This is a genomic window from Achromobacter kerstersii (assembly GCF_902859595.1).
Classification (GTDB): Bacteria; Pseudomonadota; Gammaproteobacteria; order Burkholderiales; family Burkholderiaceae_B; genus Achromobacter; species Achromobacter kerstersii.
Genome location: NZ_CADIJQ010000012.1, coordinates 111,306 through 127,647, shown reverse-complemented (window position 1 = coordinate 127,647; position 16,342 = coordinate 111,306). Strand labels below are relative to the sequence as shown.

The following is a 16,342-nucleotide window of genomic DNA, read 5'->3' as shown; positions in this document are numbered from 1 at the left end:
CGCATCAATGACGCGGCGCAGGTTGGATCATTGTGAAAACCGCAACGATGGAGGCGCAAAACTCGTCCAAACTCGCCCTCAAACCCACCATCAACCTCACCATCAACCCCGCCCTCAAACCCGCCATCCCCCCCAACAACCCTGATCAGGCCCGCCGGGATTCCAGCGCGGGAAATGTCTTCAGGATATGGCGCAGCATGCTGGCCGTGGCCGGCGGCAGATGGCGGCCCGCCAGGCTGATCACATGCGTGCGGCTGTTGTTAAGAATGGGGTTGGCCAGCGGCAGCGACACCATCTGGCGAAACTGCGCGCCCTTCAATGGCATCGACAACGGGTTCACCACATAGCCCAATCCTTGGCTGGCGAATTCCCACAGGATCTTGAACGAGTTCGTCAGCAGCGCGGGCTTGAGCTTGACGTTTTCATCCAGTTCGGCGGCTTGGATGTGCTGGCGCACGCCGAACGATTCGTCCATCGCGGCCCAGCCGTAAGGCGCCAGGTCCGACAGGCGCAAGGCCCGGCGCGATCGCGCCAGCGGATGGTCTTTGTGTACATGCACGCGCATCGGCGCGGGGCGCGAATAATGCGAACGCAGCCGCACGTCGTTAGGGGGCTGGAACGCCAGGGCGATCTGCGCGCGTTCCTCGACGATGCACCGCACGGTTTCATTGGTGCCGGCCACGTGGATGCTGTAGGTGATGTCCGGGTGCTTGCGCACGAAGGTCAGCAGCACGGGTTCCAGCAGCATGTCGACAAAGCCTTCGCCCAGCGCCAGCTCCACATGGCCGCGCGTGGCGCTTTTCAGGTTGTTGACCTCAGCCTGGAAAGACTCGTTCAGATCTTGCTGGCGGCGCGCAAACAGCGCTACCAGCCGCCCCGCATCCGTGGGCACCACGCCGCGGCCACGGCGTTCCAAGAGCGTCAGCCCCGTGTCCGCCTCCAGGCGGGCGATGGCGCGGCTGATGGCGGAGGGGTCGGTGTTCAGCTGATCGGCGGCGGCGCGCAAGGTGCCGGTCTCGATCACTTGCAGCAGGCACAAGGTGCGCTTGAATTCCAGGACATCGTCCATGACGGGGTTCCTTGCCGTGGTCGTGGCGTGGGATTGAATCGTTGCAAAAACCGCATCGATAAGGCGTGATCATTGCTATCGGCTTTGTACCCGCGCCTGTCTATAGTCGATAGGCGTATTTCCCCCAAGCCCGCCCTACGGAGACACCGCCATGGCCATCGTCGAATCGCCCGTCAGCCCGGAATTGCTGCGCCTTATGCGCGAATGGCGCCGCGACCTGCACGCCCATCCCGAGACCGCCTTCTGTGAATTTCGCACCGCCGACGTGGTGGCGCGCGAGCTGGAACGGGCTGGCGCGACGGTGCATCGCGGCTTGGGACGCACGGGCGTGGTCGGCACGCTGACGCGCGGCGGCGGGCCCGTCATTGGACTGCGCGCCGACATGGATGCGTTGGACATGCAGGAATTGGGCGATGCGTCGCACCGTTCAACCATCCCCGGCAAGATGCACGGCTGCGGGCACGATGGCCATACCGCGATGTTGCTGGGCGCGGCCCGCCATCTGGCGGCCGACCCGGGGTGGCGTGGCACCTTGCACCTGATCTTCCAGCCCGCCGAAGAACACGCGGGCGGAGGGCTCGCCATGGTGCAGGACGGGCTGTTTGATCAGTTCCCGTGCGACGCCGTGTTCGCGCTGCATAACTCGCCCAATCTGCCCTTCGGCACGGTGTCCACGCGCGTGGGTACGGTGATGGCCAACTGCGACACCTATGAAATCAACGTCACCGGCAAGGGTTGCCACGCGGCCCAGCCCGAGCATGGCGTGGACCCCATCGTGGCGGCGGCGCAGCTTGTGACGGCCATGCAGACCATCGTCAGCCGCAACGTGAAACCGACCGATTCGTTGGCGTTGAGCCTGACGCAGATTCACGCGGGCGACACCTGGAACGTGGTGCCTAACAGCGTGATGTTGCGCGGCAGCTGCCGCACGCTGACCGCCGCCACGCGCGACCTGGCCGAGCGCCGCTTGCGTGAGGTGTGCGCGGGGGTGGCGTTGACGTCGGGCGCCGCGATCGACGTGCAGGTGTTTCGCGGCTATCCGGCATGCGTCAACACGGAAGCCGAGGTAGCGCTGGCCGCTCGCGCCGCCGCGCGCGTGGTGGGTGAAGACAAGGTGGATACGGCTTGCACGCCGCGCATGGGGTCGGAAGATTTCGCGTACATGCTGGAGCAGCGTCCGGGCGCTTATGTGTTCATTGGCGCGGCGCGTCCGGGGCAAGACAACCCGCCTGTGCATAACCCGTACTACGACTTCAACGACGATATCTTGCCGTTGGGCGCGCACTACTGGGTGGAGCTGGTGAAGGCGGCGATGCCGGTCTAACGCGCCGGGGTGTCGGACTCGGGTGCGTTGGAACCGGGCGCGCCGGTTCTGCGTCCGACGCCTAGCGCGGCGCTGGCTTCATCCGACACCGTTCGCAGATGCAGATCGCGCTGCGGAAATGCGATCTCGATGCCGGCCTGGCGCAGCGCGTCGTACATGCGCGCCATCAAGTCGCTACGAATGTTGATCCAATTGTCGAAGTCGTGGGTCCAGGCGCGAATGCTGAAGTCCAGCGTGCTGGCGCCAAAGCCCATGAACAGCACCGTGGGCGCCGGTTCGGTGACGACGCCGGCCGTTTCCCGGGCCACGGCATCCAGCACGTCGATCGCCCGGTTGGGCTCGGTGCCGTAGGCCAGGCCGATACTGACTTCGATGCGGCGGCTGCGGTCCAGCAGCGTCCAGTTGGTCAGCTTTTCGGACAGCAATGTGCCGTTGGGCACGATGACATCGGCGCCGTCGAACGTCTTGATCCGGGTGGCGCGCATGCCGATGTCGCGAACCTGTCCGGACGTGCCGCTGATTTCCACCACGTCGCCAGGCTGTATCGGACGTTCGAACATCAGGATCAAGCCGGACACGAAGTTGTTCACGACGCCTTGCAGGCCGAAACCGATGCCCACGCCCAGCGCGCCGAACACGATGGTTAACTGGCTGGTCTCAAAGCCCGCTGCCGACAGCGCGATGCCCAGGCCCAGCAGCAGCACCAGGTAGTACGAAAGCGACGCGATGCTGTTGCCCACGCCGCGCGGCAGCGCCATACGCGTGAGCACCTCGTCGCGCAGGATCAGGCGGATGGTGCGCGCGGCCCAGAATGCAATCACCACGGAAATCAGAAAGAGCAGCACGTTGCCCAGGCTGATGGACACTTCGCCCACGGTCAGGGTGTAGGACAGTATCTGGGTAGCGTATGCATAGGTGGCGCGCAGGATGCGGAATCGGTCCATCGCGTAGACCGCCCAGCCGACGACGGCGGCGAATGTCAGCAGGCGGATCAGCAACTGAACCAGCGGCGGCGCATGTTCGCGCGCCAGCCGGAAACGCGATATGCCTTGGCGCGCCAACAACACTTGCACCAGTGTGATGATGACGGTGACGCCGGCGTAGAGCACCAACCCGAAGTAGCCGCAACCGATGACGGCGCTGGTCAACATTTCCGCCAACGAGACATTGCCGAACAGGTTGGACGCCAGCGACACGCATAGCAACGCAACCGCGACCCAGGCAATGCCGCGCAGCATACCCGCCAGGCGGGTGGGAGCGGGCGACTGGGGTTGGCGCCGGCCGCGCCGCAGCAACCACAGGATGGCGGCCAGCGACACCGCGGTCAGCGCCACGGTGGACAGGCGGTAGAACAAGGTGTTGGCCAAGAACAAAAAGCCCAGCCGCTCCGCCAGGAACAGGGCGGTGATGGCGTAGGGCCACAGGTCCAGTTGCCGGCGCGCAGAAGGCGGCAGCAAACGCAGCACCGGCGCCGCCGCCAGCACCAGCGCCACTTGCTGCACCATCAGCGGCGCATCGGGTTCCAACGCCAGCACGGCCAGCATCGACAGCAGCAGCCAGGTGGACAACGGGCGGCCCAGGACGCCCGCCGCGGTTTCACTCATGACGCCCGCGCGGATCGCGTCGCGGCTCTTCCGGGCCAGCCATAGCATCAGCACCAGCAGCGCGATCTGAATCACATGCAGCGCGCGTTGGTTGCCACTGCCCGACGCGCTGTATTCGCGCGCGAAGCGGGCTTCGATGTCGACGCCCGTGTGCAGCAAGGCCATGGTGTCTTCGCTTGTATCTTGCGTCTTGCCCAGATCCCAGAGCGGCGGTGAATCCACGCGCATCAGGCGCGCGTCGATGTCGTTGATGGCTTCGGCCACGGAACGCTGGCCCGCCTTGATGCGTTCTTCGACGGCGTTGGCGCGTTGTTCAAGGTCGGCCTGTCGCGACAGCGGGCCGGACAGCGCCTGCGCGGCGCCCGTCAACTGCGCCAGAACGGCATCCACGCGGTCGGCCAGCGCGGGCGGCAGACTGGCGGCGAAGGCTGAACTTTTGATGGCCTGCCAGGCATCGCGGCGGCGCAGCAGTTCGGCCGCATCGCTGGCGTACCAGGCGGTGGCCTGGCGCAGATCCGCCTGCCAGCGCGCCAGCCGGCGAGCGTCAAAGATCCAATGCCGCTCCAGGCTCTCGACCCGCATGATGGGCAGGGTGCGAAGTTGGGCCGGTTGAAATTCGTAGAGCTTTTCGTCGGCGGACTTGGCGATTGCTTCCAGTAGCGGGCCAAGCTTGGCCTCGGGGTCAGCGGTGGCGACGCGCTGCAACACGCCTTCGGCGTAGCGCGTGTCGCTGTCTGCGCGCAGCGGAATGTCGCCCATCTGAATGGCGGCGAGCGGCGGGGCGGTTGTGGGGGGGGGCGGGTCGGCCAGCGCGAGCCGTGCCTGGGCCAGGCTCAACAAGCCAAGGATCAATCCGAACAGGCAGGCGAAAATTCGTGCTCGGACGCGCATGGGGCGGCTCCGGGGGAATGCTGCGAAGCTGGGGGGCTACCCACTCTAGCGCATCACCAGTCCGCCGTCCACGAACAGGACTTGCCCCGTCATGAAGCTGCTCCAGCCGGACGCCAGGAACAGCACGGGGCCGGCCACGTCTTCCGGCTGGGCGATGCGGCGCAACGGCGTGGCGGCAATCAATTGTTCGCGGAAGGCTTCCTGCGTGCCGCCGCTGGCTTCGGTGGGGTACACCAGACCCGGCGCGACGCAGTTCACCCGGATGCCGAAGGGGCCCAGTTCCGCTGCCAGGTTGCGGCTGAACGCCACCAGCGCGGCCTTCGCGGTGGTGTAGTCGTGATACGGCACGACCGGATGTTCAACCAGGTTGCTGACGATGTTGACGATGCACCCTTGCGCGCGTTGCTTGAAATGCGGGAGCGCCGCGCGGCAGACGTTGAACGCCGCACCGACCGAGCCGTCGAATTGCGACTGGTACTGCTGCCATGACAGATCATCGAACGCCGTGCGCGTGCGCGGATCAAACGCGTAATGGCGCAGGGCGTTGTTGACGACGATATCAAGCCGGCCGGCGTCCTGCACAATGCCGTCAACCAGGGCTTGCACGGCGTCCGCCGACCCCACGTCGGCCTGCACGGCCCAGGCGTCGCCGCCCGCGGCCACGCACTGCGCCACGACGGCGTTGGCGGCTTCGGTGTTGCTCAGGTAGTTGACGACGACGGTGGCGCCTTCCCGCGCAAAGCTGCGCGCGATCTCGGCGCCGATGCCGCGGCTGGCGCCGGTCACCAGCACCACCTTGCCTGCAAACTTCAGGGCGGCGGTCATGTCAGGCTCCGGGCAACAGGCTGGCGTCGACGACGGCGGCGACATCGATGGGGTGCTGAATCAAACCCAGCGCGCGGTAGGCGTCAGCGGCCTTCTGCAACAGATCCAGATCAAACGCGCCCAGCGGCCGGCCGGCAGGCGATATTGACGCGGCATTGCGCAGCCGGATCACGTCCAGGTTGATGCTGCGGTCGGTGCCGTCGATGGCGCGTTTGCCGGCCAGCGTGGCGGCTTCTTCCGGCTGGGCGATCATCCACGTGGCGCTGTCGCGATACGCCTTGAGGAACGCGCGCAGCAGCGGCTGCTTTTGCTGATAGACCGATTCGCGCACCACGAACAGGTCGCTGGATACGTTGAGGGTGTCGCGCACTTCCATCACGTTGACCTCCCCCAGGCCACGGCGGCGGCCGACCAGCAGGCCGGTGTCGGTGGCGGCAGTGGCGTCGACCTGGCCCTGCAACAGCGGCGCAAAGTTCAGCACGCCGGTCACGACGATTTCAACGTCGGCTTCGGTCAGGCCGGCTTGATGCAGCATCACCAGCAGATTCTGGCGCGTGCCGCTTGCCAGGCTGTAGACGCCGATGCGCTTGCCTTTCAGGTCCGCTGGCCGCGTGATGTTCGCCGACTTCAGCGACACCACGTTGAAAACGTTCTGCGGATAAATGTCGTAGATGGCGCGCAGCTTCTCGCCCTTGTCCAGCGCCATGAAGAACGAGCCGGGGTCGGTGAAGGCCACGTCAGCCTGGCCGCTAAGAATATTGCGGATGGCGTCGCCGCCGCCCGCCCCAGGCAGGTAGACGAGGTTCACGCCCTGCGCCTTGAAGAAGCCCTTGTCGGGTTCGACCAGCAGGTTCGTGATTTCGCTGATGGGCTTGCTCCAGCCGGCCAGTGTGACCGTGCCGGTGGCAGGGTCGGCTTGCTTGCTTTGGGCGCGCGCCGCCATGGGCACGAGCGACGTGGCGGCAAGGCCGGCGGCGGCCGTCAACAACGCGCGGCGGGTAGGGGACGGGAGCATGGGTAAGGTCCTGATAGGGGTCATGATTGATCTGCGTAGGGGCGCAGCAGGCGGCGTTCGAGCATCAGCGTGGCTTGGTAGCCCAGCAGCCCGATGGCGGCAATGGCGGTGAGCGCGGCGAACATCAGCGGCGTGTCCATCATGCCTTGCGCGGCGATGATGACGGCGCCCAGCCCGCGGCTGGCGCCAATGAATTCGCCGACGACGGCGCCCACCAGCGCCAGCACCAACGCCACGCGCAGGCCGGCCAGGATGCCGGGCAGGCCTGCGGGCAGCTTCAGCCGCAGCAAGGTCTGTGCGCGTGATGCGCCCAGCATGCGAAACAGTTGAAGCCGGTTGGGGTCCACCTGGCGCAAACTGGTGAGCGTGTTTTCCATCAACGGAAAGAAGCAGATCAGCGCGGTCATGACGATGGTGGGCGCCATGCCAAAGCCGAACCACAACACAAAAAGCGGCGCGAGGGCCAGCTTGGGAACCACCTGGCTGACGATGACGTAGGGCTTGAACACGCGGTCCAGCAAGGCGGATTCAGCCAGCGCCACCCCCATCGCCAGGCCGGCGGCGCCGCCCAGCGCCAAGCCCAGCAGCATCTCGGCCAGCGTCGCGCCGATGTGCGGCCAGAGGTAGCCGGTGGCAAGACTCGTCCACAGCGTCTTCGCAACGGCCGAGGGGGCGGGCAGCACCAGTGCCGAGATACCGGCCTGCCGCACGGTGACTTCCCATGCGCCCACCAGCAACACCAGCAGCGCCAACGACAGCAGGCGGGAGGAGATGGCGGGCTTCATGCGCGCGCTCCGTTCATGAATTCAAATACCTGCGCGCAATAGGCGTTGAAGGCGGCGCCGTGGCGCATCGATTGCGTGCGCGGCGCGGCCAGGCCGATCGGCAGGTCGGCAGCCATGCGGCCCTGGTGCATGACGGCGACGCGGTCGCCCAGGTACACGGCTTCGCTGATGTCGTGCGTGACGAACAGCACGGTCGTCTTGCGCAGGCGGCACAGCCGCATCAAGTCGTCTTGCAGCTCGCCGCGCGTAATGGCGTCCAGCGCCGCGAAGGGCTCGTCGAGCAGCAGCAGCGCGGGCTCAAGAATCAGCGCGCGCGCCAGCGCCACGCGGCTTTGCTGGCCGCCAGACAGTTGGCGGGGATAGCGCTGTGCGTAGTCGGACAAGCCCAGCATCGCAAGCAGGGCATGCGCGCGTTCGATGTCTTCAGGCAGGGGCCGGCGTTGCAATGACACGGGCAGCAGCACGTTGTCGATGACGCGGCGCCATTCCAGCAACGTCGGCGCCTGAAACACATAGCCCAGTTGCGGGCCGGGCGTGGCGGGCGTGCCGTCCCACAGCTGGACGCGGCCCGACTGCGGGGCCAGCAGGCCCGCAGCCAGCTTGAGCAGTGTCGTCTTGCCGCAACCGCTCCGCCCCACCAGGCAATGCACGCCACCGGCCTCCAGCCGCCAGTCGACGCCATCCACAATGGGCGGCCGGCCGGGGTAGGTGTACACCACCTGTTCAAGGTTCAGAAAAGGCATGGCCCGGTCCGCGCTCATGGCTCGTAGGGGGCGAACGGGTCGGCGGCGGTTTCGGCGGATTGTTCAATTTCCGTCATGCGCACGAGGTCCAGCAGATTGAAGCGGCCGTCGTGATGCCAGCCCGCTTCGGGCAGGCTCATCGAGCCGATGGCGCTGATGCGGGTGACGCCCGCTGCGCCCAGTTGCTCGGCCAGCCGGTACAGTTCTTCGGGCGTCGCCGCGACGCCCGCCGTTTGCAGATAGTCGTGATGGGCGGCCACGAGCGGCGCAACGTCGTCCAGCGTGTCGATGCCCGCCACCACGATGCTGCGTTGCAGGGCGGTCGGCATCAGAGGCTGCGCCGCGTCGGCATAGGCGACGCTCCACGCCGTGTCGGGGTCGCCGATCAGCGCGTTGGCGCCATCCGCAGGCAACTGCCATTCGATCGACTGCCGCCACTTCGCCACGGCAGCGGATTCTTCCAGGTCCATCGCGCGCCGGGGAAAGCGGCGTTGCAGATTCGACAGTTCGCCCGCCAGATAGCTGGCGAATTGGCGCGGCGACACCCGGCCGCCGCGCTGCACGTAAAACACATGCGGGGAATAACAACCCTGCTGGTCATAACGCATGACATCCCACGCCGCGCGGCGCGCCAGCGCAGGGGCTTTCTGTGTATCCAGCGCCATTGCGCTGACAACGCCAAAGCCCAGCTTGTGGCCGTGCGCCAGAAAGCGTGTCGTGACCGGCAGGCGGCGCTGGATGGCGTGCAGCGCGTCGTTGCCGCCATAGGCGACCACGGTATCGGCCTGTGCATACAGCGCCGACGCGTCGTCATCGCCTGCGCCACGCCACCAGACGACCGCCATGCAGTCAGCCAGCGGCGGGTGCACGTCGGCCAGCAAACGCGCGAACCAGCCGGCGAAGAGCGGCTCGGCGCTAGGCAGTTTTCCGATGTTGCCGGCCTTCACCAGCAGGCCGCAGATCAAGCTCCACAACGCGAGTGCGGGCACGTTGCCGGCCCAGCTGTGCACCAGTAGTTGCGGGCCGTATGCGCGCACGGCGCCGCCTTTGATCGCAGGCTGGAAGCTGTCCAGCACCTTGGGGTTGGCGAAGTCTTCGGCCACAAAACGATGCAGCTGCGGGGCGCGGAATGTCTTTAGAAAACCGGTGAGCCCCAGACGAACCATGTCGGCGTCGTAGCCGGTCACGACCGGCAGCAGCGTATCGGCCTGGCGGCGCAGCGGGTCGTTCGGGTCGAGCAGGCGGCCGATGGCGCGGTCGATGATGGTGATGATTTCCGACACCGTCATCGTCTTCAGATGCTGCGCGCTGGCGCGTTTGACGCGCTGGGCAAGCGCTTGCATCTGCGCGGCCGTCAGCACCGGCACGGCGACGTCCACGCGTTGCCCGTCCTGCTCGAACGGCAGCGTATGCCATTGGACATCAGCCGAGGCGAGCCCCGGCAGGTATCCCGCCTCGACCCGTTGCACGTTCATGATCGCGCCGACTGAATGAACTCTTCGACCGCCAGCGAGCAGCCCTTGGCCTGCGCGCCTTCGGCCCGGCCCAGCAGCAGGAAGCCGCCCTCGGCGGGTTCGCCCACGTCTTCCGTCAGGATGGTGTTGACCGAATTGAAGTTGCCCAAGTCGCAATGCGCGAGGATGCCGCGTTCGCCCGCCGGCACGGTGCGGCCCGTGGCGGGGTCCACCAGCCGCGACCGAATCCAGTGCGGCCCCGATTTCACCGACGGCACGGCGGCGTTGCCGTTGTCGTAGAACTGCGTGCTGAGTTCGGTCATGCCGTACATGTTGATGCACAGCGAACGCGGCACGCCCAGCAGCGCAGAGAGCTCCGCATAGAACGTGTCCAGCGGCAGCTCGCGCGATTGGCCCTTGTAGCCGCCCGTATCCAGAATGCGGCTGCCCGGCGGCAGGCGGAACTTGCGGCCTTCGCGGCGCAAGGCGTCAATCACATGCACGAAGCTGAAGCTTGCGCCCAGCAGCGCATAAGGCTCGCCGCTGCGCTCGGCGTCTTCCAGCTGGCGCCACAAACCGTCAAGATCAATACCCTGCGGTGACATGAAATAGCGGCTGCCTTCGCTGCCAAAGGCGGATTTGGCCAGCGCCAGATAATGCGCCAGCGACGAATTCGGCATCGCCACTTCGTCTGGAAACAAGATGCCCATCGGCAGTTGCGCCGTGCCTTGCATGACGCGGGCCGCGAAGTTGCGCGTCATGGACAGGTCGTAGACGGCCAGATGCGGATGGAAGTGCCGCCCGCGCATGTCGGCGCGCGTCGTGCCGCTGGTCATGAACACGCGCTCGTCGGGCCGCGCGGGTTCACAGCGCAACTCCATCGCCTTGAACGCGTCGATCGGCACGGCCGGAATATCGCTCCACGTCTTCACATTGCGCACGGTTGCGCCACGGCGCTGGCAGAAGCTGCGGTAGGGCGCGCTGGCCCCATATTGATAGGCAAAAAGCCGCAGCGCGAGCTGATCAAACTGCTCGTCGGTGCAGCCGTCCTGGGCGATGAATTCGAGTAGTTCCGCGACCGGCGGTGCGACGTTGTTCATGGGCGTTCGATGATTCCTGTACAGGGAAGCTCCGAAGCCCGCCTGCGCAAGCGGCGCAAAGGCGCGGCAGGTCAAGGCGAATGCTCTTCTTACGCCGGCATGAACCGGGTCAAGTTCGCGGGTCTGATTCTCAGCACTGGCGTGCACCCCGGAGCAGAGGCAATGTTAACCCGCAATGGGGTGGAAGTTTCGGGCTTGCCGGCTATCGTGGCCGCCCAGCGTCAATCCACTTCTGCGTCATGCCTCTAGCCAGGTTATAGCGGGCGCAGTTGTATTGCTCGAGGTGGTCCAGTTCCGTGTTCGCGATGGCGCGCAATGCCTCAACGTCGGCAGACTGGACCGAAACCTCCGGCAACGCGTCCGCCAGCGTTCGGCGATAGAAGACGACGAACTGCATGATCTCATTGAGGCTCTGCCGATACCGGGCTCGAAGCGGGTCGGGGACGGATAGAGAGGCGCGCAGTACGCTGTATTTCCGAATGGATCGGCGATAAATGAATTCAAACAACTCCACCGCGGCGGCGACGTTGCGCTGTTCATAGACGCCCAGCATGGCCACGGCGTAGTCCGTGCGCTCTACATCCAGGAAAGACAGGGGCGCGCAGTTGTGCAGCAAGAGCGGCATGTTGGCGCTCAGGCGGCTTGTGCGCTTGTTGCCGTCCGCGAAGGGCTGTAGATAAGCCACGTGGACCCAAAGGAAGAATGCCGCTTCAACGGGGTTGTGAATGTGGCGGGCCTTGTCGACGATGTCATTCAGCGATTCTTCCAGGAACGTGGGAATGTTGCTCGGTGTATAGACAGAGCCATCTATATTCACCAGACGTCGACGGAAGCTGCCGATGTCGCGTGAGTCCCGCAAGAGATCCCTCATCAACTTGGCCTGCAGGTCGACGATGACCGGCACAGTGATGCCCTCGGTAGGCACCGCGTCGACAAGGAACTCAATGGCGTTCTTGTGGTTCAGCAACATCAGGGCGTCTTCGTCGAGGGGGCCAGCTTGCTCGCCGAGCTCGAAGAGTTCCTTGGTGTCCAGCAAGCTTTTGTTGTTGCCCTCCAGGCGCGACGATGACCAGGACAAGTCGATAAGCAATTGCTCCAGCACCTCGCGGGCGTACGTTCCCGCCGGTTGCTGATCTTGGCTTCGGCCTGCGTTGTACAAGTCCGTGGCGAGTGTCGGTGGCAGCAGGCTGGACTGATTTGGAACGTAGTTAGCGACGAAGCTCCTTTCGTAGCCCACTGGAGTGCGGGTTCCCAAAGGTGCGCGTAGCGCTTGAACCAATGGCAAGGCTGCCGGTGACCAATGCAGGTGGCCAGTGAGCGGTGGCACGGTTGCGAGTGACGGCAACGCAGCCAGGGCAGACTGGCCCGCATCGGTGGCCACGTAGCGGGTGGCTCGGCCCGCGCCCAGTTTTTCCAGAAAGCCGGCGGCCACGAGGTCCCGCAAGGTCCGGTTGATGCTGGGCCGGGAGGCTTGAAGGATTTGCTCGAGTGCGCCAGGTTCTATGGGTCGTCTGGCGGCCAGAATCTGACGCAGCATGGCTTCATGCCGGAGTGACAGGCTGGCGAGGCTAGGTGGGGTCATCTGGGCGAGACTTGCCTATGGAGGGGGCTAATCTTGTCAGGGTGACAAGATTAAGGCTCAAATCTTATCACCTGACAAGATTTCGATAAGATTTCGACAAGATTAGGGCGTAGTGATAAGAAAGACGGCGCTAGAAAGCAGGGCAGCGCCAAACGCAAAAAGCCCCGCCAAGGCGGGGCTCAATGCTTGAATCTGTTGGTGGCCTGGGGCGGAATCGAACCACCGACACAAGGATTTTCAATCCTCTGCTCTACCGACTGAGCTACCAGGCCAACGAAGTCCGCAACTATACACAATTTTTTCTGCCTGTGCCAGCCAAGTAGAAAAAATCGCGACAATTTCTGGTTAAGGGGCCAGAGCCAAAGTGTTGGGTGAATGGCACGCCAGGGTGCGACGCAGGGTCGCGGACGGGGCGTGAATTGGCCTGGGGATAACCCGCAGGGGTATAATCTTCGACAGTTCGCTGTTACGTTTCCGGAAAATTCCCGGCCCGGGTTCCGCCCCGGTTGCTTAAGGTGGCCCTGACGTAACGCCTTGTTCTTAGTGGCAGTTCTTAACGCTAACTCATGTCGGTAGCTGTCCTTGCCTTCGGTCTGAATCACACGTCCGCGCCGGTTTCGGTTCGCGAACGCGTGTCTATGCCCGTCGATCTGGTCAAGCCCGCGCTGGAAGGTCTGCGTTCGGCATTCGGCGGTTCCGTCCGCGAAGCCGCCATCCTGTCCACCTGTAATCGCACCGAGATCTATTGCGCGGCTGACGGCCATGTCGCTGATCAACTGCCCGCCTGGCTGGCTGAACACAACCGCCTGGACGCCGGCACGCTGCGCCCGCACCTGTACCGCCATCATCAAGACGACGCCGTTCGTCACGCGTTCCGCGTGGCCAGCGGCCTGGATTCCATGGTGCTGGGCGAAACCCAGATCGTGGGCCAGATGAAAGACGCCGTGCGCGCTGCGGGCGAAGCCGGGTCGTTGGGCACCTTGCTGCATCAGATGTTCCAGCGCACGTTCTCGGTCGCCAAAGAAGTGCGGTCGCAAACCGCGATCGGCGCGCAGTCGGTGTCCATGGCCGCCGCCGCCGTCCGCTTGGCCGAACGCGTGTTCGGCAATCTGGACCAGGCCCGCACGCTCTTCATCGGCGCGGGCGAAATGATCGAACTTTGCGCCACGCACTTCGCCGCGCAACGTCCGCGCAGCATGGTCGTGGCCAACCGCACGGCCGAGCGCGCCGAAATGCTGGCCAACCGGTTCTCGGCCAGCACGATGAAACTGTCTGACCTGACAGACCGCCTGTCCGAGTTCGACGTCATCGTTTCCTGTACGGCAAGCTCCTTGCCCATCCTCGGTCTGGGGATGGTGGAAAGGGCCACGCGCCTGCGCCGTCACCGCCCGATGGTCATGATTGATCTGGCCGTGCCGCGCGATATCGAACCCGAAGTCGGCCGCCTGGACGACGTCTATCTGTATTCGGTGGATGATCTGGGCCGCCTGGTGCAGACCGGCACCGACGCGCGCCGCGCGGCCGTGGTGCAAGCCGAAGCCATCATCGAAACCCGCGTCCAGGGCTTCATGCACTGGATGCAATCCCGCGAAGTGGTGCCCGTCATCCGCGACCTGCATCAGGCCGCCGAAGACGTCCGCGCCGCCGAACTCGAACGTGCGCGCCGCATGCTGGCGCGTGGCGAATCGCCCGAAGCCGTGCTGGAACAACTGGCCCACGGCCTGACGCAAAAATATCTGCACGGCCCGCTGGCGGCGTTGAACCGCAGCGAAGGCGACGAGCGCAAGCAGCTGCTTGCGTGGATGCCGCGCCTGTTCCCCGGCCGCGACTCCCGCCGTTAGCGAATCTGTCCCACGTCCCGCCTCCTGGCGGGCGTTCGTCTTGTGGGCGCCCGCTATTCCTGTTTTCTCTTTGGTCATTCCCCCATGAAATCTTCCATGCGTAGCCGGCTGGAGCATCTGTGTCACCGCCTGACCGAGGTGGACGCGTTGCTCGCCCAACCGGAAACCGCGTCCGATATGGACCGTTTCCGCAAGCTCTCGCGCGAACGCGCCGAGCTGGAACCCGTGGTCGAGGCCTTCACCGCGTTTGCCCGAACCGAGGAAGACCTGGCGACGGCGCAGGAAATGCTGTCGGACCCCGACATGAAGGCGATGGCCGAAGACGAGATCAAGTCGGGCCGCGGCAAGCTGGAAAGCCTGGAAAGCGCGTTGCAGCTGTTGCTGCTGCCGCGTGACCCCAACGATGGCCGCAGCGTGTTCCTGGAAATCCGCGCGGGCACGGGCGGCGACGAAAGCGCGCTGTTCTCCGGCGACCTGCTGCGCATGTATTCACGCTATGCGGAAACGCGTGGCTGGCGCGTTGAGCTGATGTCGGAAAGCGCATCGGAACTGGGCGGCTACAAGGAAGTGATTGCGCGTATCGATGGCGATGGCGCCTATGGCCGCCTGAAGTTCGAGTCCGGCGCGCACCGCGTGCAGCGCGTGCCGGCGACCGAAGCGCAGGGCCGCATCCATACGTCGGCCTGCACCGTGGCGATCATGGCGGAAGCCGACGAGATGTCGGAGATCGTCATCAATGCGAATGACCTGCGCATCGACACGTTCCGCGCCAGCGGCGCGGGCGGCCAGCACATCAACAAGACCGATTCGGCCGTGCGTATCACGCACTTGCCGACGGGCCTGGTGGTGGAATGCCAGGACGACCGCTCGCAGCATCGCAACAAGGACAAGGCCATGCAGGTGCTGGCCGCGCGCCTGAAAGACAAGGAAACGCGCGAACGGCAAAGCAAGGAAGCCGCCGAACGCAAGAGCCTGATCGGCACGGGTGACCGCTCCGAGCGCATCCGCACGTATAACTTCCCGCAGGGCCGCGTGACGGATCACCGCATCAACCTGACGCTGTACAAGCTGCAACAGATCATGGAAGGCGATCTGGAAGAACTGACCGGTGCGCTGATTGCCGAGCATCAGGCCGAGCAGCTGGCGGCGCTGGGCGACGACATCTGAGCCCCTGCCCATGACCACGCCCCAGCTGAAAAGCCTGCTGCTCGACACACGCCTGCCGCGTCTGGAAGTGCGCATGCTGCTTGAGCACGTGCTGCAAAAGCCGCGTGCGTGGCTGCTGGCGCATGACACGGACCCGTTGGCGCCCGACGTTGCCGCCGCCTACGAGGCCCTGCTGGCACGCCGCCTGGCGGGCGAGCCGATGGCGTATCTGTTGGGCCATCGCGAATTCATGGGCCACCCATTTCGCGTAACGCCCGACGTGCTGATCCCGCGGCCCGACACGGAAGTGCTGGTGGAAACCGCGCTGGAATGCGTGGCCGGTATTGCCGGCCCTGCCGTGCTGGACCTGGGCACGGGCAGCGGCGCCATTGCGATCTCGATCGCGCTTGCGCGCCGCGATGCGCGGGTGATGGCCTCCGACATCAGCGCCGCTGCGTTGAAAGTGGCGGCCGCCAACGCGTGGGAGCTCACCGCGTCAGTGCGGTTTGTGGAAGGCAGCTGGTATGACGCCGTGCCGGCCGGCGAAGGCTTTGACCTGATCGTGTCGAACCCGCCCTATGTGGCCAGCGACGACCCCCATCTGGACCAAGGCGACCTGCGTTTCGAGCCGCGCGGCGCGCTGACCGATGGCGCGGGCGGCCTGGAAGACCTGGGCCGCATCGTGGCGGGCGCAAGCCGGCATCTGAAGCCGGGCGGCGCGTTGTGGATGGAGCATGGCTGGGACCAGGCGCAGGCGGTACGGGATTTGCTGACCGCAGCCGGGTTCGATGACGTGCACAGCCGCCAGGACCTGGCGGGTATCGAACGCATTTCCGGCGGACGTTACAAGCGCCGCTAGGCCGGTTGTTACAGAATCCCGCCGCTGAAATCCCGGCAAAGTCCGGCGGCGCGCCCGGGTAATTCGGGCGGTTTTTCCGGCTGTACCTATAATTGCCCTATTCC

The 16,342-nt window shown here is 65.2% G+C and carries 13 protein-coding genes, 1 tRNA gene and 1 riboswitch; of the genes, 4 read left to right on the top strand and 10 right to left on the bottom strand.

All coding sequences use genetic code 11. From position 1 onward, the window contains the following. Positions 1-145: 145 nt before the first annotated feature. Complete coding sequence (locus tag HV765_RS27215; RefSeq protein ID WP_054426999.1) at positions 146-1,069, bottom strand: LysR family transcriptional regulator; 924 nt, start codon at positions 1,067-1,069, stop codon at positions 146-148. A gap of 151 nt (positions 1,070-1,220) precedes the next feature. On the opposite strand from HV765_RS27215, the gene HV765_RS27210 reads away from it, so the two are divergent. Beyond that, positions 1,221-2,393 (top strand): M20 aminoacylase family protein, encoded by a 1,173-nt coding sequence (locus HV765_RS27210; protein ID WP_175171576.1) that lies wholly within the window; start codon positions 1,221-1,223, stop codon positions 2,391-2,393. On the opposite strand, the gene HV765_RS27205 is transcribed toward HV765_RS27210, so the two are convergent. The 9 genes from HV765_RS27205 to HV765_RS27165 form a co-directional block, all read right to left on the bottom strand. Then, positions 2,390-4,888, bottom strand: coding sequence for a mechanosensitive ion channel family protein (locus tag HV765_RS27205; protein ID WP_175171575.1), 2,499 nt, complete (start codon positions 4,886-4,888; stop codon positions 2,390-2,392). The genes HV765_RS27210 and HV765_RS27205 overlap by 4 nt on opposite strands. A gap of 45 nt (positions 4,889-4,933) precedes the next feature. Then, positions 4,934-5,713, bottom strand: coding sequence for an SDR family oxidoreductase (locus HV765_RS27200; RefSeq protein WP_175171574.1), 780 nt, complete (start codon positions 5,711-5,713; stop codon positions 4,934-4,936). Position 5,714: 1 nt separating this feature from the next. Continuing rightward, positions 5,715-6,728 carry an ABC transporter substrate-binding protein gene (locus HV765_RS27195; protein WP_175171573.1) on the bottom strand — a complete coding sequence of 338 codons (1,014 nt, stop codon included), beginning with the start codon at positions 6,726-6,728 and terminating at the stop codon, positions 5,715-5,717. 20 nt (positions 6,729-6,748) lie between these two features. Further along, a complete protein-coding gene (locus HV765_RS27190; protein WP_175171572.1) occupies positions 6,749-7,513 on the bottom strand; it encodes an ABC transporter permease in 765 nt (254 codons plus the stop codon). After that, on the bottom strand, positions 7,510-8,256 hold the full coding sequence (locus HV765_RS27185; RefSeq protein ID WP_175171571.1) for an ABC transporter ATP-binding protein: 747 nt from the start codon (positions 8,254-8,256) through the stop codon (positions 7,510-7,512). The genes HV765_RS27190 and HV765_RS27185 overlap by 4 nt, the downstream gene beginning before the upstream one ends. Before the next feature lie 14 nt (positions 8,257-8,270). After that, positions 8,271-9,731 carry an acyl-CoA reductase gene (locus tag HV765_RS27180; RefSeq protein WP_175171570.1) on the bottom strand — a complete coding sequence of 487 codons (1,461 nt, stop codon included), beginning with the start codon at positions 9,729-9,731 and terminating at the stop codon, positions 8,271-8,273. Then, on the bottom strand, positions 9,728-10,810 hold the full coding sequence (locus HV765_RS27175; protein WP_175171569.1) for a LuxE/PaaK family acyltransferase: 1,083 nt from the start codon (positions 10,808-10,810) through the stop codon (positions 9,728-9,730). Before HV765_RS27175 ends, HV765_RS27180 begins: the two co-directional genes overlap by 4 nt. 69 nt (positions 10,811-10,879) lie before the next feature. Continuing rightward, positions 10,880-10,971, bottom strand: a riboswitch (TPP riboswitch). A 41-nt stretch (positions 10,972-11,012) separates the two neighbouring features. Then, the gene (locus tag HV765_RS27170) at positions 11,013-12,347 is read right to left on the bottom strand and encodes a Fic family protein (protein ID WP_254600742.1); all 1,335 of its coding nucleotides are present in this window, start codon (positions 12,345-12,347) and stop codon (positions 11,013-11,015) included. Between the two features lie 241 nt (positions 12,348-12,588). Then, a tRNA-Phe gene (locus tag HV765_RS27165) sits at positions 12,589-12,664 on the bottom strand. A gap of 294 nt (positions 12,665-12,958) precedes the next feature. Between HV765_RS27165 and hemA the strand changes: the two genes are divergently transcribed. The 3 genes from hemA to prmC all read left to right on the top strand — a co-directional run bounded on the left by hemA (position 12,959) and on the right by prmC (position 16,238). Beyond that, entirely contained in the window at positions 12,959-14,233 is a 1,275-nt protein-coding gene (gene hemA / locus HV765_RS27160; protein WP_175171567.1) for a glutamyl-tRNA reductase, read from the top strand. 84 nt (positions 14,234-14,317) lie between these two features. After that, positions 14,318-15,400, top strand: coding sequence for a peptide chain release factor 1 (gene prfA / locus HV765_RS27155; RefSeq protein WP_054427011.1), 1,083 nt, complete (start codon positions 14,318-14,320; stop codon positions 15,398-15,400). Positions 15,401-15,410: 10 nt separating this feature from the next. Continuing rightward, positions 15,411-16,238 carry a peptide chain release factor N(5)-glutamine methyltransferase gene (prmC, locus tag HV765_RS27150; protein ID WP_175171566.1) on the top strand — a complete coding sequence of 276 codons (828 nt, stop codon included), beginning with the start codon at positions 15,411-15,413 and terminating at the stop codon, positions 16,236-16,238. Positions 16,239-16,342: the final 104 nt, after the last annotated feature.

What these genes read in the sequence shown, in the direction of transcription:
- HV765_RS27210 (WP_175171576.1), top strand. Translation starts at nt 1,221, where the DNA reads ATGGCCATCGTCGAATCGCCCGTCAGCCCGGAATTGCTGCGCCTTATG.
- HV765_RS27195 (WP_175171573.1), bottom strand. Translation starts at nt 6,728, where the DNA reads ATGCTCCCGTCCCCTACCCGCCGCGCGTTGTTGACGGCCGCCGCCGGC.
- prmC (WP_175171566.1), top strand. Translation starts at nt 15,411, where the DNA reads ATGACCACGCCCCAGCTGAAAAGCCTGCTGCTCGACACACGCCTGCCG.
- prfA (WP_054427011.1), top strand. Translation starts at nt 14,318, where the DNA reads ATGAAATCTTCCATGCGTAGCCGGCTGGAGCATCTGTGTCACCGCCTG.
- HV765_RS27170 (WP_254600742.1), bottom strand. Translation starts at nt 12,347, where the DNA reads ATGCTGCGTCAGATTCTGGCCGCCAGACGACCCATAGAACCTGGCGCA.
- HV765_RS27180 (WP_175171570.1), bottom strand. Translation starts at nt 9,731, where the DNA reads ATGAACGTGCAACGGGTCGAGGCGGGATACCTGCCGGGGCTCGCCTCG.
- HV765_RS27200 (WP_175171574.1), bottom strand. Translation starts at nt 5,713, where the DNA reads ATGACCGCCGCCCTGAAGTTTGCAGGCAAGGTGGTGCTGGTGACCGGC.
- HV765_RS27190 (WP_175171572.1), bottom strand. Translation starts at nt 7,513, where the DNA reads ATGAAGCCCGCCATCTCCTCCCGCCTGCTGTCGTTGGCGCTGCTGGTG.
- HV765_RS27215 (WP_054426999.1), bottom strand. Translation starts at nt 1,069, where the DNA reads ATGGACGATGTCCTGGAATTCAAGCGCACCTTGTGCCTGCTGCAAGTG.
- HV765_RS27205 (WP_175171575.1), bottom strand. Translation starts at nt 4,888, where the DNA reads ATGCGCGTCCGAGCACGAATTTTCGCCTGCCTGTTCGGATTGATCCTT.
- HV765_RS27175 (WP_175171569.1), bottom strand. Translation starts at nt 10,810, where the DNA reads ATGAACAACGTCGCACCGCCGGTCGCGGAACTACTCGAATTCATCGCC.
- HV765_RS27185 (WP_175171571.1), bottom strand. Translation starts at nt 8,256, where the DNA reads ATGCCTTTTCTGAACCTTGAACAGGTGGTGTACACCTACCCCGGCCGG.
- hemA (WP_175171567.1), top strand. Translation starts at nt 12,959, where the DNA reads ATGTCGGTAGCTGTCCTTGCCTTCGGTCTGAATCACACGTCCGCGCCG.